Source organism: Mycobacterium sp. RTGN6, assembly GCF_033804605.1.
Taxonomy (GTDB): Bacteria; Actinomycetota; Actinomycetes; order Mycobacteriales; family Mycobacteriaceae; genus Mycobacterium.
Genome location: NZ_JAPZKZ010000005.1, coordinates 159,479 through 180,769, shown reverse-complemented (window position 1 = coordinate 180,769; position 21,291 = coordinate 159,479). Strand labels below are relative to the sequence as shown.

General features: G+C 65.0%; 18 protein-coding genes, 1 tRNA gene and 1 pseudogene. 13 read left to right on the top strand and 7 right to left on the bottom strand.

Features of this window, described 5'->3' with window-relative positions; all coding sequences use genetic code 11:
• Position 1: 1 nt before the first annotated feature.
• From SLQ33_RS14445 to SLQ33_RS14425, 5 genes are read left to right on the top strand one after another with little or no spacing between them, the layout of a single operon-like run.
• The gene (locus SLQ33_RS14445; protein ID WP_319454549.1) at positions 2-1,147 is read left to right on the top strand and encodes a hypothetical protein; all 1,146 of its coding nucleotides are present in this window, start codon (positions 2-4) and stop codon (positions 1,145-1,147) included.
• Complete coding sequence (locus SLQ33_RS14440; RefSeq protein WP_319454548.1) at positions 1,144-3,378, top strand: serine/threonine-protein kinase; 2,235 nt, start codon at positions 1,144-1,146, stop codon at positions 3,376-3,378. Before SLQ33_RS14445 ends, SLQ33_RS14440 begins: the two co-directional genes overlap by 4 nt.
• Positions 3,375-4,391, top strand: coding sequence for a protein phosphatase 2C domain-containing protein (locus tag SLQ33_RS14435; protein ID WP_319454547.1), 1,017 nt, complete (start codon positions 3,375-3,377; stop codon positions 4,389-4,391). The genes SLQ33_RS14440 and SLQ33_RS14435 overlap by 4 nt, the downstream gene beginning before the upstream one ends.
• Positions 4,378-5,673, top strand: coding sequence for a VWA domain-containing protein (locus SLQ33_RS14430; protein WP_319454546.1), 1,296 nt, complete (start codon positions 4,378-4,380; stop codon positions 5,671-5,673). The genes SLQ33_RS14435 and SLQ33_RS14430 overlap by 14 nt, the downstream gene beginning before the upstream one ends.
• Positions 5,673-6,326: an FHA domain-containing protein gene (locus tag SLQ33_RS14425; protein ID WP_319454545.1), complete on the top strand. Its 654-nt coding sequence runs from the start codon at positions 5,673-5,675 to the stop codon at positions 6,324-6,326. The genes SLQ33_RS14430 and SLQ33_RS14425 overlap by 1 nt, the downstream gene beginning before the upstream one ends.
• 146 nt (positions 6,327-6,472) lie before the next feature.
• On the opposite strand, the gene SLQ33_RS14420 is transcribed toward SLQ33_RS14425, so the two are convergent.
• Positions 6,473-6,548 (bottom strand) — tRNA-Leu (locus tag SLQ33_RS14420).
• A 1-nt stretch (position 6,549) separates the two neighbouring features.
• A complete protein-coding gene (locus tag SLQ33_RS14415) occupies positions 6,550-7,230 on the bottom strand; it encodes an HNH endonuclease signature motif containing protein (protein WP_319454544.1) in 681 nt (226 codons plus the stop codon).
• Positions 7,231-7,661: 431 nt separating this feature from the next.
• On the opposite strand from SLQ33_RS14415, the gene SLQ33_RS14410 reads away from it, so the two are divergent.
• Genes SLQ33_RS14410 through SLQ33_RS14400 form a run of 3 tightly spaced genes read left to right on the top strand, consistent with a single transcriptional unit; the run spans position 7,662 to position 9,330 of the window.
• On the top strand, positions 7,662-8,063 hold the full coding sequence (locus tag SLQ33_RS14410; protein WP_319454543.1) for a hypothetical protein: 402 nt from the start codon (positions 7,662-7,664) through the stop codon (positions 8,061-8,063).
• A complete protein-coding gene (locus tag SLQ33_RS14405; protein WP_319454542.1) occupies positions 8,060-8,794 on the top strand; it encodes a hypothetical protein in 735 nt (244 codons plus the stop codon). Before SLQ33_RS14410 ends, SLQ33_RS14405 begins: the two co-directional genes overlap by 4 nt.
• 41 nt (positions 8,795-8,835) lie before the next feature.
• Entirely contained in the window at positions 8,836-9,330 is a 495-nt protein-coding gene (locus tag SLQ33_RS14400; protein ID WP_319454541.1) for a hypothetical protein, read from the top strand.
• Between the two features lie 34 nt (positions 9,331-9,364).
• Here SLQ33_RS14400 and SLQ33_RS14395 read toward each other — a convergent pair.
• A pseudogene (locus SLQ33_RS14395) lies at positions 9,365-9,687 on the bottom strand (site-specific integrase); the annotation flags it as partial.
• Positions 9,688-9,805: 118 nt separating this feature from the next.
• Here SLQ33_RS14395 and SLQ33_RS14390 point away from each other — a divergent pair.
• Positions 9,806-10,978: a Fic family protein gene (locus tag SLQ33_RS14390; protein WP_319454540.1), complete on the top strand. Its 1,173-nt coding sequence runs from the start codon at positions 9,806-9,808 to the stop codon at positions 10,976-10,978.
• Positions 10,979-11,496: 518 nt separating this feature from the next.
• Here SLQ33_RS14390 and SLQ33_RS14385 read toward each other — a convergent pair.
• Entirely contained in the window at positions 11,497-12,459 is a 963-nt protein-coding gene (locus tag SLQ33_RS14385) for a hypothetical protein (protein WP_319454539.1), read from the bottom strand.
• A gap of 173 nt (positions 12,460-12,632) precedes the next feature.
• Between SLQ33_RS14385 and SLQ33_RS14380 the strand changes: the two genes are divergently transcribed.
• Together SLQ33_RS14380 and SLQ33_RS14375 are read left to right on the top strand one after the other, a co-directional pair.
• Entirely contained in the window at positions 12,633-14,903 is a 2,271-nt protein-coding gene (locus tag SLQ33_RS14380) for a CocE/NonD family hydrolase (RefSeq protein WP_319454538.1), read from the top strand.
• A gap of 92 nt (positions 14,904-14,995) precedes the next feature.
• Positions 14,996-15,886 (top strand): N-acetylmuramoyl-L-alanine amidase, encoded by an 891-nt coding sequence (locus SLQ33_RS14375; protein ID WP_319454537.1) that lies wholly within the window; start codon positions 14,996-14,998, stop codon positions 15,884-15,886.
• Between the two features lie 23 nt (positions 15,887-15,909).
• On the opposite strand, the gene SLQ33_RS14370 is transcribed toward SLQ33_RS14375, so the two are convergent.
• Positions 15,910-17,253, bottom strand: coding sequence for an alpha/beta hydrolase-fold protein (locus tag SLQ33_RS14370; protein WP_319454536.1), 1,344 nt, complete (start codon positions 17,251-17,253; stop codon positions 15,910-15,912).
• Between the two features lie 247 nt (positions 17,254-17,500).
• Here SLQ33_RS14370 and SLQ33_RS14365 point away from each other — a divergent pair, with 247 nt between their 5' ends.
• Positions 17,501-18,142 (top strand): VOC family protein, encoded by a 642-nt coding sequence (locus SLQ33_RS14365; protein WP_319454535.1) that lies wholly within the window; start codon positions 17,501-17,503, stop codon positions 18,140-18,142.
• A 39-nt stretch (positions 18,143-18,181) separates the two neighbouring features.
• Here SLQ33_RS14365 and SLQ33_RS14360 read toward each other — a convergent pair whose 3' ends face one another.
• Entirely contained in the window at positions 18,182-19,174 is a 993-nt protein-coding gene (locus tag SLQ33_RS14360) for a hypothetical protein (RefSeq protein ID WP_319454534.1), read from the bottom strand.
• 17 nt (positions 19,175-19,191) lie between these two features.
• Entirely contained in the window at positions 19,192-20,364 is a 1,173-nt protein-coding gene (locus SLQ33_RS14355) for an NDMA-dependent alcohol dehydrogenase (protein ID WP_319454533.1), read from the bottom strand.
• A gap of 134 nt (positions 20,365-20,498) precedes the next feature.
• On the opposite strand from SLQ33_RS14355, the gene SLQ33_RS14350 reads away from it, so the two are divergent.
• Complete coding sequence (locus SLQ33_RS14350; RefSeq protein WP_319454532.1) at positions 20,499-21,275, top strand: FadR/GntR family transcriptional regulator; 777 nt, start codon at positions 20,499-20,501, stop codon at positions 21,273-21,275.
• Positions 21,276-21,291 lie beyond the last annotated feature (16 nt).

Sequence of the window (21,291 nt, the reverse complement as noted above, 5' to 3'; positions counted from 1 at the left end):
CATGACGGCCCAGGACATCGAAGCGATCGATCGCGAGATCGCCACGCGCACTGAGAAAGTCGACGCGATGTCGGCGACGATGTTCGAGTTGGATGCCCATCCGGGACTGGAACACGTCCGTCGGTATTCACCGACCGGGGTGACCGCCCAACGTTGGGTCGAGATCGAGAAGTCGCATGCTCAGCTGTGGGAGGACCTGGGCTCGATGACGTCGATCTTGAACTCCGCGAAGGCGGTGCGGGCACGCCGATCCAACGTCACCGACGCCGACCGCGCCGAGTTGACGCGACTGCTGTTCGGACGCCCGCTCGAGGTGTCACGTCAACGAATCCCGCTGGCGCAGCGTTCGATAACCAGTCGCGCCGAAGCGGTGGAGTTCGCCGGCCTCGCCGAGCTCGCGGAACGGATGCGTGCCGACTACCCCAAGGTCGTCGAGTTCCTCGATGGCATCGACCAGATCGACTCGCTGGTCACCAAGGGACTGGGGCCCGCGCAGGACCGGCTCGACGCGGCGGGTGTGGCGAGCCCCAAGGAGCTCATCGACCTGTTGGCGGTTTCCGCCACCGATCCGCTCTCGCTCACCGAGCAGGACGTCGAGCGACGCGTCAAGATCATTTGCGACGGCATCGACCGGAGGACCGCTCAGCTAGCCGAGCTAGCTGCGCTGCAAGCGAATTGGCCCCAGGAGCTCACCGCGACGGCTGCGCAGCTCGACGGGTTGCGCAACGAGACGGACCGCGCGGTGCAGGCACGCGTGCGGGCCGAGGAGACCATCGTGTCCGGCCCGCTGCCGGAACCCGCCGACGCCGAACCGGAACTGCGCGCAGCGCTGGGGTTCATCACGGCACCGGATCCGACGGCGTTGATGTCCCTGCGGCGTCGGATCGAGGCTGCTCTGCGGGTAGTGCGGGAGCAGGAAGAGCTCGCGCAGGGCCTGCTCGACCGCCGCAACGAGTTGTCGGGACGCCTGACGGCCTATCAGGCGAAGGCCGCCCGGCTCGGGCTGTCCGAGGACTCGGACCTTCTGGCGTCCGGCCGGATCGCGGCCGGACTCTTGTCGCGCCGGCCATGCGACCTTCGTGCAGTCACCCGAGCGATCACGGACTTCCAACATCTCATCGTGCAGAAGCAGGGGACGACTTCATGACGTGCGCCGAACCGGGATGCGGTGGAACGATCGTCGACGGGTACTGCGACGTCTGCGGTACCGCCCCAGCACCGGAAGGCTCGACGCCGGCGGCGACGAGCGCGTCGACGGTCGGCGTCGCGACGGCGGCGAGTATCCCGACCGCGGCAAGTGCGCCGTCGGCGCGCTCAGCACGTTCTGCGCGCACCGGGTCGTCCCGGTCCTCGAGTGTCCGGGGCCGCCTTGGCGCAGGCATCGTCGCGATACCGCGCATCCCCAAGGGCGACCCCGCCGCTGCGATCATGGTCGATCCGGCGGTGCCGGAACGTAGCCGGTTCTGCGGCAACTCCGAATGCAACCAGCCCGTCGGGCGGGGACGCGACGAGCGGCCCGGGTTGGCGGAGGGCTTCTGCACGCAGTGCGGTGCCAGATACTCGTTCGTCCCCAAGCTTTCTGCCGGGGATCTGGTCGGTGGACAGTACGAGGTGCAGGGCTGCCTCGCGCATGGCGGCATGGGCTGGATCTACCTGGCGATCGACCGCAACGTGCACAACCGGTGGGTGGTGCTCAAGGGCCTGCTGAACTCCGGTGACGCCGACGCGATGGCTGCCGCCGCTGCCGAGGTAATGACCCTCGCCGAAGTGGAACATCCGAACATCGTGCGGATCCACAACTTCGTCGAACACCCCGACGAAGCCGGCGTGCCGGTCGGCTACATCGTCATGGAGTACGTGGGCGGCACGTCGCTCAAGCAGATCCGCAAGGCGAACAACGGCCCCCTGCCTGCTGGGCAGGCCGTCGCCTACATCGTCGAGATCACCCCTGCGCTCGGTTACCTGCACGCGCAAGGGCTTGCCTATTGCGACTTCAAGCCGGACAACGTCATGCAGTCCGATGAGCAGCTCAAGCTCATCGACCTCGGTGCGGTCATCCCCATGGACGACGAGGTGAGCGCGATATTCGGAACGGCCGGTTACCAGGCTCCCGAGGTCGCACAGACCGGCCCCACCGTCGCCAGCGACGTGTACACCGTCGGGCGGACGCTCGCCGTGCTCGTCATCGAAATGCCGCAGGAGCGCGGTCAATTCGTCGCGGGGCTGCCCGGCCCCGAGACGGAGCCGGTCTTTGCGAAGTACGAGTCCCTGTACTACGCGATCCGGCGGGCCACCAATCCCGACCCGGAGCAACGCTTCTCGTCCATGGAGGAGTTGGCCGACCAACTGACCGGAGTGCTGCACGAGATCGCCTCCGTCGACGCGGGCGTCGAACGGCCACGGTTGTCGACGTACTTCAGTCCCCAGCGCGCGGTCTTCGGGATGGGCACGGACGTCAAGGTCGATCCCGCTGCGGTGATCGCGGCCCTGCCGGTGCCGGTCGTCGATCCGACGGATTCCGGAGCAGGGCTGCTGGCCACCACGAGCGGCACCCCACTGGCGCAACTCGAACACACGCTGAACCTGGCCCGGGGCGGTGAACTGAGCAAGAGCACCTCCGTCGAGATCCCGCTGAGACTCGTCCGCGCATCGCTGGAATTCGGCTCGCCAACCGACGCCCGCGAACGTCTCACCGAACTGAGTGCGACGATTCCCGGCGACTGGCGGCTGATGTGGTACAGCGCGCAGTGCGCTTTGCTCGAGGGTGAGTATGAAGAGGCCGCAACCGATTTCGATGCCGTGCTGGCCACTCTGCCGGGTGAGCTCGCCCCGAAGTTGGCGCTGGCTGCGACCGCAGAATTGCGCAACGTGCCCGCCGAGGCGACGCGGTACTACGAATCGGTGTGGCGCACCGACCACAGCTACGTCAGCGCCGCGTTCGGACTGGCGCGCCAACGTGTGCGAGCCGGTGACCGCGACGGCGCGATCAAAGCGCTCGACGAGGTTGCTCCGGCTTCGGCGTCCTTCACCACGGCGGCCGCAACGGCCATCGGAGTCCTGCTCGACGGCGGAGATCCCAAGAGTTGCAACGAGAAGGTGCTACTCGATGCCGGAAATCGGGCTACGACACTGAATTTGGAGTCGGCCACCAAACGGGCGACGCTAAGGCTGCAGGTGCTGTCCGCGGCGTTGCGATGGATCGGGACCGGGCACACCCCCAAGGCGCCGCGATTGCTTGCCCATGACTTCAACGAGCCCGGAGTCCGCGCCGGAATGGAGGGCTGTTACCGCGAGCTCGCTCACGACGCGACCGACACCTGGGAGCGGATCGCGTTGGTGGAGCAGGCAAATGCCGTTCGGCCGAGGACGCGCGTATGACCGAAGGCGGACTTGGATGCTCGAAGTGCGCGGCGCCCGTTGGTCACGCCGACCGGTTCTGCGAGGCCTGTGGCGCCGTGCTGGCGGAGCTTCGCCGCATCTCCATCCCGCGGCCCGGACGGCTCAGGGAGGGGTCGTGCGCGGATTGCGGCAATACCAAGCCCTTCGAGGAATACTGCGACGTGTGCGGCCACCGGCGCGCAGAACCCGATCGCGACGAGGCGGAGCTCGCGGGCATCGTCGCGGTGACCGATCGCGGTGTGGAACACGCGTACAACGAGGATGCCGCCGCAGCCGGAGTCGTGTCGGGCGTCGGCGGTCGGCCGGACCTGATCGCCGCGGTGGTGTGCGATGGGGTGTCGTCGGCGCGTGAATCGTCCGTGGCAGCCGTCGCCGCGTCGACGTTGGGCGTGGATGCGATGCTCGCCGCGCTGAGTGCGGCCCGGCCGCCGCGCGCCGCCGTACTCGCGGGACTGGCCGAGGCGGCGAAGGCCGCAGCCGCCGCGCGGACGGATCCGTCGTCCACCCCGTCTTGTACGTACACGGCGGTGACCGTGGTGCCCGACGCTGCAGGCGCCGTGCAGCTCACGATCGGCAACGTCGGGGACAGCAGGGCGTACTGGTTTCCCGATCCGCCCGCACCCCCGCAGCAGCTGACCGTCGACGACTCCGTGGCGCAGGAACTCATCACCGCCGGCGCCTCGGCCCACTCCGAGGCCGTGCAACTTGGTGCGCACACCCTGACTCGCTGGCTGGGCGCCGACGCCGACCCGCAGCCCTGGCGGGACTCGAGCGTGCACGCGATCACGGTCAGCGGCCCGGGTTCGGTGTTGCTCTGCTCAGACGGACTCTGGAACTATCTGCCCGAGGCGGTCGACATCGCGCGGTTCCTTCCCGGTAGCGACGCGATCACGGCGGCACGCGCGCTCGTCGACTTCGCCTGGCACGCCGGCGGAGCGGACAACATCACCGTCATAGTGATCCCGATCGGAGGACCGCATGAGCTCGGATGAACAGCAAGGGGTTTCCGGCATCTCAGTTGATGTCGACCACAATCCGTACCTCGCCGAGGGCGTCGGGACGGTGGATGCGATCGTCAGCATCGTGGCAGGGGACGATGTCGTGGCGAGCGCTGCAGCGGCCGACCGCGTGGAGGCGATCGTCATCGATTGCTCCGGTTCGATGCAGTTCCCGATGGACAAGTTCGACGCGGCGAAGCGCGCCACCATGGCCGCCGTCGACGAACTCGTCGACGGTACGTACTTCACGATCATCGCCGGGACCGAGATCGCCACTCCGGTCTACCCGAGGGAGGGGTGGCCGACACCGGCCAGCGCGGCGACCAAGGCGGCGGCGAAGCAGGCCGTCGACGCGCTACGACCCGGCGGCGGCACCGCGATGGGCACCTGGCTCGCGGCGGTCCGTGAAGTCGTTGGGCGCCATGTCGGGGCGCTCACCCATGCCATCCTGCTCACCGATGGCAAGAACGAACACGAGACCGCCGAGCAGATGCGGGCCCAGATCGCCTCCAGTCAAGGACAATTCACCTGCGACTGCCGGGGCGTCGGCACCGCCTGGCACGTCGAGGAATTGCGGGCGATCTCATCGGCGTTGCTCGGCACCGTCGACATCGTGGCCGATCCCGAGGACCTCGCGGAGGACTTCGCCGACATGATGCGCACGTCGATGAGCAAGGCGATCCCGGACCTGACCTTGCGGGTGTGGACGCCCGCCGGAGCGCGAATCGAGTTCGTCAAGCAGGTCGCGCCGACGGTGGAGGACCTCACGCACCGGCGCGTCGACTCGGGCCAGCTCGGCGACTACCCGCTGGGTTCGTGGGGGGCGGAGGACCGGGACTACCACGTGCAGGTCGAGGTAGAACCTGCCGCGGTCGGACGCGAGAAGCTCGCGATGAGGGTCAGCGTCGTCGCGGGCGACCAAGTGCTCGGCGAGGGATTGGTGAAGGCGGTGTGGACCGCGGACACCGAGTTGTCCGCCAAGATCAGCCGCCGGGTGGCCCACTACACGGGCCAGGAAGAGCTCGCGGCAGCGGTGCAGGAGGGCCTGAGCGCACGCAAGAGTGGCGACGTCAAGACGGCGACCGCCAAACTGCAGCGTGCGATGGAACTCGCCGTGGAGTCGGGCAACGACGGCACCGCCAAGCTGCTCAGAGCAGTGGTGGAGGTCGATGAGCGGACCGGCACGGCCAAGCTGCGGCGCGACGTGGCGGCGGCCGACGAGATGGCGCTCGACGCGCGGTCGACGAAGACGGCCCGGGTGCGGAAGGAGACCTGATGCCGACCTGTCCCGATGGACACGACTCGGTGGCCGTGGACTACTGCGACGTGTGTGGCACCGCCCTTGGAGCGGCGCCCGCACAGCAAGCCGCGCCGGCGCCAGCCGAGGAGAAGGCCTGCCCCGCGTGCGGGATGCCGAGCAGCGGCCGCTTCTGTGAAGCATGCGGACACGATTCGGCGCTGCCCGCACCGCTGGCGCGGCCCACGGCGACGCCCGGGGAGCCTGCGGAGCCGCCGGCTTCGGCAGCGCCCGTGCTGTGGACCGCGGTGGTCGCCGCCGACCGGGAGTTCCATCAACGCGTGCTGGCCCGCGAAGGCCCCGACACGGTCGAGTTCCCGAAGTTCTTCCGCGACCGCCGAATCCCCTTGCGGGGCAACATCGCACTGATCGGACGTGCCAAGCCCGAACAGGGCGTCGAACCCGAGATCGACCTCAGTGTCCATCCCGCCGACCGCGGCGTCTCCTCACAGCACGCGGTGCTGCGCATCGGTGATGCGGGGATCACGATCACGGACCTGGGGTCGACCAACGGAACCAGTCTCAACGGCAGCGAAGAGCTCATCGCGAAGCACGAGGAGATCCCCCTCGCCGATGGTGACCGCATCCACGTCGGAGCATGGACGACGATCACGATTTCGCGGAGCAAGTAAGCGGGTTCGGAATCCCCGCTGGCGACGTGAAATAGGCTCGTTCGGACCGACAACGCGCGGTGCTCGATGGCAGGTCCAGCTTGGGCGGGCGCACACCAACTAGGCTCAGCGTCTGCGACGCCCATAGCCCAATTGTGATAGCCGGGTGGGGACGGTGGGACTCGAACCCACAAATGTCAGGCGTTTTAAGCGCCCCGCCGATGCCAATTAGGCTACGTCCCCTCTAGGCAGCAGAGTCTAGCGTGGAGGTAGATCTCTTGTTTTTGCCTCTGAAGGTCGGCGTAAGCGAGTGGCAGTTGGGGCACAACAGTCGAAGGTTGTCCAGCGCGTTGTTCTGATGGTTGCCGTCTATGTGGTCCAACTCCAGCGGAATCGGTTGGTCCAACCAGGTATCGAGCTTGCAGCCGCAACACCTCCGCTCGAGGACGCCTTCGTCGATCAGTCGTCGGCGTAACCGATCAGACTGAATTGGATACTTGTTCGATAGGTAGTCCTCTATCGGTCGCACGCGGTGAGAAAGCGTCACGCCTCTTGACCAAGACTGCCCGGCGAAGTGTGACGTATTGAGACCGAGTCGTTCGATGGCTCTGTGAAGGACGCGGTAATTTCCGCCCTCCGGCACGACACCTAACAGCCTGAGTGCGCCAGCAAGTGAATGGGACTGCCTGACTGCCTCACGATACTGCTCATCGCGTATCTTGTAGCGCCTCATCCGATTTGATTCGGGTATTTCGGCCAAGAACGCGTCGGCTTCGACAACAGTTCTGAACCGTCGTCTGAGACGTTTTCTCTTACCGTTGCAGTAGACAGCTGCTCGAACTTCATACCGGATCTCCCCGTTCGAGAGAACCACACGAACGGGTTTGCGTTCGGCCTTGTCACTTGTCGTCTCGCCTTCGCGCACCACGCCCTCCCATCATGTCTGGTCACGTCCCACTAGACCGGACGATAGTTGAGCCCCCCGACACTCGGTTTACGAGACGTAGCTTCTGGACGCCCGGCTAGGTCCGTTATCCCTGCAGTCAGGGTCGAGTTCGCGGAGCGCTCGCTGTCACGACCGTGTCACAACTACTGGGAGACGGTCAGGTTCGGTCCGAGACGCGCAAGGAATATTTGTGCTGGTCAGTGGTCATTCAGGACTCTGGTGGCACGGCGGGGAACAAGCCAACGGAGACTTAAAATCCGCCAAGTCTGGGTTCGAATCCCAGTGGGAGCACTGGTGAAACACCTGCTCACAGGTCGTTTTGCGCCGTCTAGCGCGGTGCCTTCGGACGTGTGGCCGTCGCTGCGTCCACATCCGCAACTTTGTCGGCGCGCTGTGAGATTCTGGCAACCGTGACGCCGTGCAACGCGTTGAAGTGCCTGACCGCGGCCAACGAGACGATGGAGCCGCTGCCGCTGGTCGGCCCGCTGTGCGACGACCACCGAGCACGTGCGCTTGCCGGTGAGGACTTCGAGCTGCAGGGCAGCGAGCCGTCGGTCACCGGGACGGCGCAACCAACGGTGCTGATGGGCGACGCCCTACTGTCGCTAGATCAATACGTGCTGCTCGAACCGCCAACCGAGCTCGTCTCTGGCAAAAGCCCCGGCCAGCTAGTGCCGCTACGGGTACGGCGGCGTGGCGAACCCACCGACCGAGAGGTCAACCTTGTGATCCCGGACGACATGATGCCAGCCGTCGTGGCCTTCTTCGATGAGCTCCGCCGCTTCTTCGGACGACCAGCAGACTCCAAGTGACCGCCGACGCGTGGGCGGCGTTAGCCCAATGGGTTACAGCACTAATCGCGGTCGGGGCGCTGGTCTACGCACGCGGGCAGGTTAAGGAAGCACGCGAGACGCGTGAACGGGTCGCACAGCCCGACGTCGTGGTCTACATCGAGCTTGACCCCAACGACTGGCAGTACATGGACTTGGTCATCAAGAACTTCGGCCAGACACCGGCGTACAACATTCGGTTCACGCTGCCACCGTTGAAGTTAGTGCCGTATGAAAACATGGTAACCGGCGAGCAGGTCGACCAGCTGTTTGTACCAAACCAAATCGCCGTCCTTGCGCCAGGTCAGGAATGGCGAACTAGTTGGGCCTCAGGCATCGAACGCGCAGAGTACGAGGGAGACCTACAGACTCAGTTCGTTGGTGATGTTGAGTTTGACGACAAGATGAACCCCGACAAGCCCAGCTATCGCAATCCAATTTCGCTGGACACCAACATGTTTTGGAACACGTTGCGTGTCACAACCGAGAAGGCCCGATCACCAGAGAAGGCACTATACGAGATCTCTAAGACCCTCAAGGGCTACGCGAAACAGCATAGTGGCGTATGGGTTTACACCGTGCCCGGCGAAGACGAACGTCAGTACTACGAAGACTTGGCTGCGCGCCTTCGGGAAAGAAGCGAACAGACCCGACGTGAACTCGCAGGCAAGCGCACCCAACCTGCTAGCCGATCAAATGACGAAGGCACGTAATGAAATCACTCCGAGCGTCGACTGCGGCGGCAATACTCGTCATGCTGACCCTAGCGCTGACAGGTTGTGGCAGTGGCACCACTTCAACTCCGTCGGCGGCGACTGACACCGTCGCCGTACAGACACCAGTACCAAACTTCGAGATTCTTGGTGAAGGTCACTTCCGCCAAGACAATGAACCTCACTACTACGTTGTGGTCGACTCGGCGGATCTGGACAACGATGGCTTCAAGCAGAACGTGAAGGTCGTTCTTCAGGAACTCGCCGATACTCATGGCAGTCCCAACTTTTCGGCGTTCGTACACGATGACGAAGCCGTGGCGAACGAAAGATACGCGTACGACACCCTCCGGCTTGAGCAAACAGAAGCCGTGCGGAACGCCCTACTGGCCAAAGAAGAACAGCATCTAGTGGCCTTTTACGGCGGTGGCCTGCAAGTGGGACCTTCCCCGTATGTAGTTCAGTGGTTTCCAGGTGCGGCCACCCCCAGCACAAAGGTAGGTCAGCGCAAAGGTATCGAACAGTGGAGGCCGTAGGCGCGTCAACCTGGCCCTGGCCCAGATAGGGACACTACGTTTTCGCGTCCGCCGCGACGCCTCTGCCTACCTTCGGCGCTGCTTGCTCGTCCTCGTTGATTAGTCGGCGTAGATGGTCAGCGTAAGCACGAAACTAGAGTGTCCCAATCACTTTGACATCTGCATGTAGTGCTCGCCAGCGCTCAGGTTCATGGTCGCGAAGGTGTGCCGCAGGTCGTGAAAGCGGACGTTGCCGAGCTTCAGCGCTCGACAAGCGGGTTGCAGGTGGTGCTCGTACAGGTTTCCGGCACGGATCGGGTGAGCCCAATCGAAGACGTAGCGATTGCGCCGACCTGGAAACAGCAGTGCGTGCGGGATGCGCCTTCCGCTCGGCCCGCTATTGCCGGACTTCGGCGGCCGCCCCGTCCCGCGTTAAATGAAGTCAACCGCCACTATTAACTTCACTTAGCCATATAAGTGAGGCTAATCTGAGTAGGTGACTTCACTTCGCCCCGTCACCTACGAGGACGTTCGTTGGGACCCGCAGGGTAGGCGGTACGCGAGCGAGACGCTGCCCAAGTACGGCACCTATCACCCCGCCGTGCCGGCAAGCATCGCCGAGCTGGTTCTGGCCTTGCTGCCGTCCGTGTTGGCAGCCGCCGAGTCCGCCAGCCACGAGATCACACGTTTCGACGCCGAACTCGGAGGCGAGATCGCACCGTTTGCCGCCGTGTTGCTGCGGTCGGAGTCCGCCGCAAGCTCGCAGATCGAAAACTTGACCGCATCAGCCCGCGCTATCGCCGACGCCGAGCGGCCCGGTGGCAAGGCCAAGCGCAACGCTGAACTGATCGTCGCCAACACCGCTGCGATGCAAGCAGCGGTCGCGCTGTCCGACACCGTTGACGTCGACGCGATCCTGGCGATGCACCGCGCGTTGATGTTCGACGAACCACGCCACACGCCAGGCGAATTCCGCACCGAGCCAGTGTGGACCGGCGGTGGCTCCACCCCCGTCGGCGCGACATTCGTCGGCCCGCGCCATGAGTTGATCCCTGGGGCGATTGGAGACCTGATCGCCTTCACGCAGCGCGCCGACGTACCTGCGCTGTCGCAGATCGCGGTCGGCCACGCACAGTTCGAGACCATCCATCCCTTCACCGGCGGCAACGGCCGCACGGGCCGCGCATTGGTGCAAGCGATGCTGCGCAACAAGGGCTTGACGCGCCAGGTGACGGTGCCGATCTCGGCCGGGCTGCTGGCCGACACGGGCGCATACTTCGCCGCGTTGACGAGCTATCGCGACGGTGACGCCGCGCCGATTGTCGAGCGCTTCTCGCGGGCCACCCTCCTGGCGATCGCAAACGGGCGTCAACTGGTCACCGACCTTCGCGATATCCGGGAGACCTGGAACGACGTGATCACAGCGCGGTCCGACTCGGCGGTGTGGAGGGTCGCCGATCAATTGATCCGGCGTCCGGTCGTCAACGCTGCGCTACTGGCGCAGGAGCTGGGCATCGAATCCACCAACGCTCATCGCTACCTCAACCCGCTCACCGAGGCGGGAATCCTCGTCGAGACGACCAGTGGACCCCGCAACCGAGTGTGGCGTTCTCCTGAAGTGCTCGCCGCGCTCGACGCTTTCGCCGAACGCGCCGGGCGGCGAGGCTGACCGCTGTTTCCGCCTATTTCGGCCGTCGTGACAGCGGCGTGACAGCATGCGGCTCAGGCGCGGCTGTCAGTGCGGCTGCCGCGCTATTCGCACCCAGTTCCGTTGCCGTCTCGATCAAGTTCGTAGATGTCATTACCCTCGACAGTCACCGGACCTTCGACATACTCCGGACCGTTCCCGCTACCGCCAGCACAGTCGACGTCACTGGCGATCGGAACGCAGGCACCCGAGTAGTTGGGATCGCACTCAGAGATTTGCTCAAGAGGTGCATAGGGACTCAGGGGCCGTACAAGCGCTACGCTACCTGGCGCAGCGCCTGCCGCTGGACTAAAGGCGATGCCCACTACAAACCCAATTGTCAGCATCGACAATTTCCCCATGACGGCAAATGTATCTCAGCCTATGCCGTCGTTCGACGTGTTTGCTCTATACCGCCTGCGAACCGCAAGCCCGGTTCCCTATCCGTTCGTGTGCCGCACCCACTCCGGGGAATCTATGTACCGACACGGGCACGCCGATCATCGCCGGCTGTCGTTGGCCAACCAGCTTTGGTGTTTGATCCCCGCCTTGCGGGCCTGCTTGGCGAGCACACGGTCCGGCAGGTACCGCCCCAATACGTCGAGCACCGACGCCGTCTCAGGTGCCGGATGACGCCAGAAGAACTCCAGCATGCGGTGCGGGTCATGGCTGCCGAGGAACTGCTCGCACAACACGTCCGGATGGTCAACCAGCTGCGACAGGATGTCGACCAGGATGGCCGGGGTGACGAATCCGCCGACGGTGTCGCCGTCCGCTAGCCCGCGATCGAGCAACCAGATCGCCGCATGCCCAGCGGCTGCGGTGTCGAGCAGTTGCCGCATGTACGGCTCGGCAACGTCGGTGTCGAACATGCCGAGCAGCCGCAGTCCGACGAGCCGGGTCCGTGCATCGTTTGAGTCGGTGATCAATGCCGCGACGATTCCCGCCCGTTCGGATGCCGTCGACCCCGGCCTCCATTCGGTGAGCATCGTCGAATGCTGTTCCTGTGGTGCGGAATTCATCGCCACAATCAGATCGGCTAGGTCCACTTCGGGGAGGTCTGACGTGTTGCCCTCATCGCCTTCGGACAGCGACTTGGTCGTGTGGCAGTTGGATCGATCGGCGATCGCGGCGCGCATGGCACCCTCGAGAGTGTTCGCAACTCTCGCAAGTGATCTGCCCCGCTCGACACCACCGCGAAGCCGTCCCATGCAGCCAAGGAAAAAGCTGAACTCCACCATTGCTTCGCACGCCGCGCCCGCGGCTTCGGCGGGTAGTGCAAGTTGGCGCGGGCACCAGTCGAGCAAGAACGTGCGGATGTCGTCGTCGTCGAGCGATTCCAACGGCGCGTCCGCTCGCCATCGCAGAAACGCCTCCGCATGGTTCACCAACTCCTCCGTCACGTAGCCCGCGCCACACTCATCGAGCCAGTCCGTGAAGTTTGCGAGTAACACTTGCGACATGGCGTCAGTGTGGCGCGCCCCACCGACAGATCGTGACCAATGGTTGCGCAGGGACAGATCTCCCTCACCGAGGTCGGTTGTAGACGAAATATGACGGGGTCGCGGAAATCGCCGGTCCGACCGCAAGCGCCTCCCTACGATGGGCGCCATTCGCACCGTGGGGAGGACGACGAATGGTGACAGCACGGACGGGTGGACTCGCCGTCGCGCTAGGTATCGGATACGCAGTCGTGGCCGCCCCGGGGGTGGCGTCGGCCGAGCCGACGGACGGGTCCGCTGGAGCGGACTCGTCGACCTCGTCGCAGGCGGGCCCATCGTCGTCGACCACCACGAATTCGACTCCTCCATCGTCTGCCGGGTCGGCACCGTCGTCGGCGAAGGAAACGTCTAGCCAAGGCGTGGAATCCGAAAGCGACGAGAAAACCTCCGAATCGGCTCGCAAGATAGGTGTCTCGGACACTGATGCCAAACCCGACGACGATCGACGGAAACCTGCGACGGACTCGACGTCACGCGTTTCGGAGCACGCCGATCCGGACGCCGACGTCACGTCGCCAACCGATGCGGACGCTCCGGACGCTCCCGCCGCGACGGTGACCGCACCGGCCGAGTTGCCAAAGGCCGCGAAGCCGGCGACCAGCCCCTCGTCAACCGATGTGCCTGCAGCGCCGCCGGATTCGCCCGCGGAGTGGACCATGGCCGCGGCAGCGCGTCGTGAGTTGGCCGACGTGCCGACCGACGGCGTGCAGAAGACGGCACTGAGCTCGGCAACGGCAGCGCCGAACGTCGTTGCGATCGAGCAGGTTCCGCCGCTGGCGTTCCTGCAGCAGATTCCGGTCTTCGGGCCGGGCGTCGTGACTCCGATTGTCGCCCTGCTGCACCAGATTCCGATCGTCGGCGACATCCTGCACCCGTTCATCGGCTATCCGGTGCAGTGGGGGCTCCCACGGGGGGCGCCGCAAGCGCGCGACGTCAAGGTGGTCTCCTTCGACGGCACCCAGATCTACGTCCACTTCATGCCGGCCCAGGGACTGCTGAAGGATCAGAAGGCACCCACCGTGCTCAACGGACCCGGCCTGGGCGCGACGGGCGCCACGAACCTCGACGGCACGTTCCTCGACCCGATCCTCGCCGACGTCGTCGGCATGTTGACCCCCGGAACGCTGCGCCGGGCGGGCTACAACGTCGTCACCTGGGACCCTCGCGGCGAGTGGAACTCAGGCGGCACCTTGGAGCTCAACGCCGCCGAGTTCGAGGGACAAGACATGTCGGCGATCATCAGCTGGATCGCCACCCAGCCCGAGGTGCTCCTCGACGCGCCAGGCGATCCCCGGCTCGGCATGATCGGCGTGTCCTACGGCGGCGGAATCCAATTGGTGACCGCGGCGAACGACACGCGCGTCGACGCGATCGTCCCCGCCATCGCCTACAACCGCCTCGACACGTCGCTCTACAAGAGCGGGGCGTTCAAGAGCAGCTGGGCCACCCCACTCACCGCGGTGCTCGAACTGTTGGGCGGGCGCATCAATCCTCGGATCCTTCCCGCGACGGTCTACGGCGACCTCACGGGACAACTGAGTCCGAGCGATCTGGCGTTGTTCCTGTCACGCAATCCCGCGATCGAGAAGATCACGGTGCCGACCCTGCTGATCCATGGCACCGTCGACACGCTGTTCTCGTTGGCGGAAGCCGACGCCACCGCGCAGACGCTGCTCGCGAACGGGGTTACCACCAAGGTGATTTGGTTCTGCGGCGGCCACGGCATATGCGCCAACAACCTGTTCGATCTGAGCGACGGTGCGGTGATCGAGCGCGAGACGCTCGCGTGGCTGGACCGGTACGTGAAGAACGACCTCACCGCGCACACCGGTCCCCAGTTCGAGTGGGTCGATCAACGCGGACAATGGTTCTCGTCGACGTACCCGGTGACGAAGGGTGCGCCCGTCGTCGCGACGACTGATAGCCAAGGCATCCTGCCGCTGATTCCGTACCTCGGTGGGTCGGGAGTGCCCTTCGTTCCCTACGCGTTGCCGGCCGTCAACGCGGTGAGCCTGAAGGTCCCGGCGAGCACCGCGACGACGTACCTGGTGGGTGCACCGACGTTGACGCTGACCTACTCGGGCACCGGGTCGGCCCGACACGTCTACGCCCAACTCGTCGACAATCAGACGGGGATGGTGTTGGGCAGCCTCGTCACCCCGGTGCCAGTGACGCTGGACGGCGAGCCGCACACGATCACCGTCGACCTCGAGCCCGTCGCGCACACGCTTCGCCCCGGCGAGACGGTGACGCTGCAACTCGTCTCCAGTGCCAGCCTGTACGAGACGATCGTGCCGTCGTTTGGGACCCTCACCGTGTCGAGCATGCAGATCTCGGTGCCGACCGCGGACCCCATGGCTGTCTCGTCATCGTCCGAACGTCGATCGACGACAGCTGTGGCTTAGCAGCGAATCGCCTGTAATCGTCCGCGGCGCAAGCCCGTTGGTGCCTACTCACGTCCGAGGGGCTAGCGTCGGCGTCGGCGAAAGGAAACCACATGCCCCAGACAGGACCGTGGACCGGCGACCCGGCCTGGCTCGCGGACGTGCTGCGCGCCGAGGGTGTCCGGCTCGTCGAGTATCCCGGTTGGCGCGGCCGCGGCCACGGAGACTTCAAGGACATCCGTGGAGTGATGGTCCACCACACCGGATCGGACACTGCCAGCGCCGCCTCGATCGCCGACGGCAGGCCTGACCTGCCAGGACCGCTGTCGCAGCTGCAGATCGCGCGGGACGGCACGGTGACCGTGGTCGCGGTCGGCGTCGCATGGCACGCCGGCGTCGGCATGTATCCGTGGCTGCCCACCAACATGGGCAACTGGCACATGATCGGCATCGAGTGCGCCAACACCGGAACCAGTCCGACAGCGCCGCACCGCAGAAACTGGCCCGATGCGCAATATGACGCGCTGGTTCGTAGCTGCGCCGCGATCAACCGCCGCCTGGCGCAGAACTCCAGCCGCACGATCGGGCACAAGGAGTATGCGCGCCGCGCACAAGGCAAATGGGATCCGGGCGCCATCGACATGGACATCTTGCGCAGCGACATTCAAGCCCGCATCGGCGCCATTTCGAACCCGGCGCCGACACCGAGACCACCGGTGCCGGTCGGTCAGTACGCCGACATCCTGCTCTTCCTCGGTTCCGAGGGGCCGCAGGTCGCCCAGCTACAGCGCCAACTCGAGGCTGGCTACAACGCTTACTCCGGGCAGCTGGTGATCGACGGCGTCTACGGCCGGCAAACCGAGGCCGCGGTCAGGGAGTTTCAGCGACGCACCCGCGGCTTGAAGGTCGACGGCATCGTCGGCCCTGCCACCGCTGCCGCCTTGAACTTGAGGGTGGTGACACCTGCAGAGCTGCTACTGGTGGCCGCCAACGAAACGGACTGAAATGCGTGTGACCGCGCTGGAACTCAAACCGAGGGTGCCGCGGCCCGCAGCCGGGAGATGATGCCGTCGAGGTCAAGGACGAACATGTCGGGCCGGAAGATGTGGCCGCCGGGCTCCTCACGAAACTCGTGTGGGATGCCGGCGTCGCTGAGGCGTCCGCGGAACTCCCGCTGGCCGGCAAGCACCTGGGTCTCCTGCACGCTGTCGAACCAGTTGACCGGGTCCGGACTGGTGCCGGCGACCAGGAAGATCCGCTTGTTCCGGTAGCTCTCGATTCGCTCGACCGGGTTGTCGGCACTGACCCTGGCCTCGTCCCACGGCACGCCGTAGACCGTTGCGCCGCCCAGTTCGACGACGGCCGAACTCAAGTTTGCCCAATGCACGACGAGGCCGGAGTCGCGGCGCAGACTCGCCGGGCCGGAGTGCGCGCTCGTCGACGCGAAGTGGCCGTAGTACTTGGCTGCGTACTTCAGCGCACCGAAGCCACCCATCGAAAACCCGCCGACTGCACGGCCGTCGTACTCGGCGAACGTTCGGAAGTTCGCGTCGATCCAGGGGAGCAGCTGGGCGATGTGGAATGTCTCCCAGTTTCGCGGACCGACGAACGAGCCCACCGGGTTGGAGTACCAGCCCGCCTGCCCGCCGTCAGGCATCACCACGATGATCGGCTTTCCGGCGGTCAGGTTACGGATGCCCAGAAAGTCGAACTGGCGGAAGTCCGCGGCACCGCCGTGGAGCATGTAGAGGACGGGATAAGTGAGTCCGCTGGTGCGGTAGTCGTCGGGAAGCAGGACGTTGACGCCGGGATTCCAGCCGATCGCGTCGGTCTGGAACCGGTAGTACCACATGCGAGGGTCGTTCTCGTTGCGGTCGACGATACGCAGCCCGAACCCGTCGCTGCGCCCGAGGAAGATGACCAGTACCTGCCCGACGTTGATGACGTTGGGATCGGCAATGCCGTTGGCGGTGGCGATCAGCGGATAGAGCGCCTTGTCGCCATAGAAGCGCGACGCCAACTTCGACAACGTGTCTCCTGCAACGACCGTGTGTCTCGTGATGTCCGGGATGATCAGCGGTTGGCCCACATCGATGTCGCCGGGATCGGCGATCCCGCTGGCGGTGGCGATCAACGGGTACAGTTCCGCGTCGCCGTAGAAGCGCGACGCTAGCGCCGACAGCGTGTCCCCTGCGACCGCCGTATATCTGGTGAAGTCGGGAAATATGAGCCGTTGGCCCACATCGATGTCGCCGGGATCGGCGATCCCGCTGGCGGTGGCGATCAGCCGATACAATTCCGCGTCGCCATAGAAGCGCAACGCCAATTGCCACAGCGTTTCCCCCGCGACAACCGTATGTGTTCGGACCATTGGTCTCACCCCTTCGGTTGCAGGTGGCTCTACTCTCGATTCTGCGCGCGACTGTCGCGGATCGTGGCGGGTTGGCGCATGGAACCGTGTGAGATCTGGATCCGACTGAAGGAGCGCCAGAAGATGACAACCATGCGGGCTGTCGTCGCCGACACGGTAGGGGAGCCCTCCGAGGTTCTGCTGCACAAAGGGTCGACTTTTGCCCCTGGGAGTGATCACATTTCTTGAGACACGAAGGGGGTCCGCCATGGCCGGCATCGACCTGAAACTCGAGATCGTCGTCATTCCCGTCTCGGACGTGGACCGCGCCAAGGAGTTCTACGCGCAGCTCGGTTGGCGCCTCGATGCCGACTTCGACAGTGGCAACGCCTTTCGCGTCATTCAGTTCACGCCGCCCGGCTCCGGCTGCTCGATCATCTTCGGCGAAAACGTCACCGCCGCGGCGCCGGGCTCTGCCCAGGGTCTCTACCTGATCGTCTCCGATGTTCAGGCCGCCCGCGCCGAACTGCTCGGCAAGGGCGTCCCCATCAGCGAGGTGTTCCACGACTCCACGGGGGAGTACGCCGGCCCGGATGAGCCCTACCTGTTCGGGCGGCTCCGCGTCAGTGGCCCGGCGGCCGATCCCGCGAGCTACCACTCCTTCGCGTCGTTCCACGATCCCGACGGCAACGGCTGGCTGCTGCAGGAGGTGACGACGCGTGCGCCCGGGCGCATTGAGACCGAAACCACCTTCGCATCCGCCGCCGACCTTGCGGGCGCGCTTCGTCGGGCCGGGGTCGCGCACGGAAAGCATGAGGAGCGGAACGGCGGGCAGTACGACGAGAACTGGGCGGACTGGTATGCCGAGTACATCGTGCGCGAGCAGTCAGGTGAAGAACTGCCGCAGTGAGTCTGGGGCGCACCTGCCCCGCCAATGCCGGCTGCACCGTTAGCGGCCGCGGGGGAGCCGAAAACGCTGCACCATGAAGTCGAGGATTTCCGGGGTCATCAAGCCAGCGGCATACTCCACCCAGCACCAACTCCGGGCGACCCGCTTTCCCGACGAGTTGTCGGTGAGCCGTCCGATGAAGTGGATGAAGCTGCCAGCCGTATCGAAGGTGAACGAGTACGAGTCGGAGCCGATCGATGCGTCGAGCGCGACCAGCTTGCCCTCGTCGTTGAACGTCGGTTTGGCGACGATGTCGTCGTGGGCGGTAGTGGTCGAGCCCTTGAAGTGATAGCCCGGCCCGAAGGTCAGACCGTCGCGACCTTGCCAGAAGCAGCCGCCACCAAGCTCACCGTCGTCGTACTCGTGCAGCCACGACACCCACATTCCTTGAAGCTGGCGGGCGATCGGTAGCTCCGGGTAGATGGTTCCCGGGGGACCGTATGCGTAGTCCTGGTGCAGATAACCCGAAACCTCGACACCCTCGATCGTGCCGCTGGCGATCATCAACTCGTGGCGGTAGTAGGCCTCGCGATCGATGCCGTCTTGCGTTGGCACGTGCACGGTGAAGATGTCGGAGGCGTGTTTGCCGTGTAGCTCCCAACGTCCACTCGCGTCGTACCAGTGAAATCCGTTGGCATCGCGTTCGATGCGGCCGCTGTCGTAACTCAACCGCACCTGTTCGCCGCTGTCGGCGTACTCGAGGGGCTCGAACCAGTCGATCGTCGAGTATTCCGGAAACAGGGGTGGCTGGTCACCGTCGAGGGACTTGTTCAGTTTCTTGAAGTTGGTGATCGGTGTCACGACATGGGTCATGCCGACGAGGAAGTCATCGGCTCCCCGTAGGCCCCAGTACTCCTGTCCGGATGCGTCGGCGACCACTGCGCCGATCCACATTCCGGCACAACCGACGTCAGGGCCGGGAACCCATTCCCGTCGGTAGTGGTCGAGTGTGGGCGGCTCAGCCCGCACGCTGAAGTCGATGTCGTTTGCCACGCGAATCTCCTTTGTTTCTAGCTTCCTAGACCGAAGTCGATGACTCCGCGGATGAGCTCACCGTTGCGCAAATGCGTTATGGCGTCGTTGATTTCGTCGAGGCGATAACGTCGCGTGATGAGCTCGTCCAACTTGAGCGTGCCTGCCTCGTACATCGACAACAGCATCGGCATGCTTGCCCGGGCGTTCATCTCGCCGTACAGCGAGCCCTTGAGCGTCTTACACGAGTTGACCACGTCGGCCATGATCAGTGGCACCGACATCTCGGACAGCGGAGTCATCGCGGTGACGACACAGGTCCCGCCCTTGCGGGTCATCATCAGTGCGAGCGGAATGAGATCGGTGTGAAGGACGCCCACCGTGAGGATCACCGCGTCGGCCATCACGCCCCACGTGAGTTCGTTCACGAGTTGCAGCGCTGCACCGGCGTCGTTGACCGTGTGGGTCGCGCCGAACGACGGCGCGACCTCGCGCTTGAAGTCGACCGGGTCGACGGCGATGACGTGCTTGGCGCCAGCTGCCCGCGCACCCTGCAGCGCGTTCATGCCGACACCGCCGGTGCCGATCACCACGATGGTGTCGCCCGGCTTGGTCCCCGCGCATACGCTACCCGAGCCGAATCCTGTTGTTACACCGCAAGATACGAGCGAGGCGGCCTCGAGCGGAATCCAATCGTTGACCTTGATTAGTGACCGCTCGGATGCCACGACGTACTCGGAGAAGGTACCGACTTGCATCAGCGCCATCAGATCCTGATCGCCGAGGTGACGCCGCGGGGTTCCGTCGGTGATCATGTTCTTGCTGAAGACTTGACCACCGACGTCGCAGAGATAGCTTGATCCCGTGGCGCACCACCGGCAGGTTCCGCAGGTCGGAATGAAGGAGACCGCGACGTGATCACCCGGTTTCAGCGTTGTCACCCCAGCGCCAACCTCCTCCACGATGCCGGCGCCTTCATGTCCTCCCAGCAGCGGAAACCATTCGGGGACAGGCATTCCAGCGGCCTCGATCATGGCGAGCATGCCGTCGTCGGGAACGCTGTCGCCGGTCGCGAAGTGGTCGTCGGAGTGACAGATGCCGGCGATGGCCATCCTCACCACCACCTCGCCCGTGCGCGGTGGGTCGATGTCGATGGTCTCGAGCTGCCAATTCTGGCCAACACCGTGTAGCACCGCCGCTTGCGACTTCATGGGATTCCCCTTCGATGCTCAGATGGCGTCCAGCGGGCTGGCTCATTTAAACCTCTAGAGATATCGTTGTAAAGAGTTTCGAGGGCGGTCCATGGTCCGGCCATGAACGAGAAGTGTCGCGAGTAGGGAGAGAAGTGGCGAAGCGCACTAGCGTCAGCAGGCTGCCGGCGTCCGAGGGTGCGGCACTTGGCAAGCCGAAGCAGATAGCCGACAAACTGCGCGGCCTGATCATCGCCAGCGGGCTCGACGAGGGAGACCTGCTGGGCACCGAGGCCAACCTGATCGATCGTTTCGACGTATCGCGGCCGTCGTTGCGAGAGGCATTGCGCATCCTCGAGGCTGACGGCCTGATCTCCATCGTCCGCGGTTCGCTTGGCGGTGTGGTCGTGCACCGGCCCGACCAGCGCATGACGGCGCGCGCGGCAGCGGTGGTGATGCAGTCACGGAGCGTCGCGCTGGCCGACGTCTTCGATGCGAGCGCCGTGATCGAGCCGGCGGCGGCCAGGATGGTCGCCACCTCGCGCGCTCACCAACGCGCGGCCGGCCAACTGCGGGAAGCCATCATCGATGAGAAGCGGACCGTCAACGACCCGACCGCATGCACGAATGCGATGATTCGATTTCACAGCGACATCGTCCACCTCTCGGGCAACCAGACGCTCATTCTCGTCTGCGAGATGCTCAACGAGGTCATCGCACGTGCCATCGCCGACGTGCTCATCCGCACAGAGTCCGAGCCGATCTCGGCCCGGCGGCGCACGATTCGTTCGCACGAGGCGCTTGCAGACCTCATCGCAGCCGGCGATGGCGATGGCGCACAAGCGCATTGGAACACTCACATGGCCCGCTTGCGCCGCTCGCTGCTAGGCGAAAGTGCCGGCAACGTCGTGGACCTCACGCGCCATCACTGATGGCTCGGCAACGTAG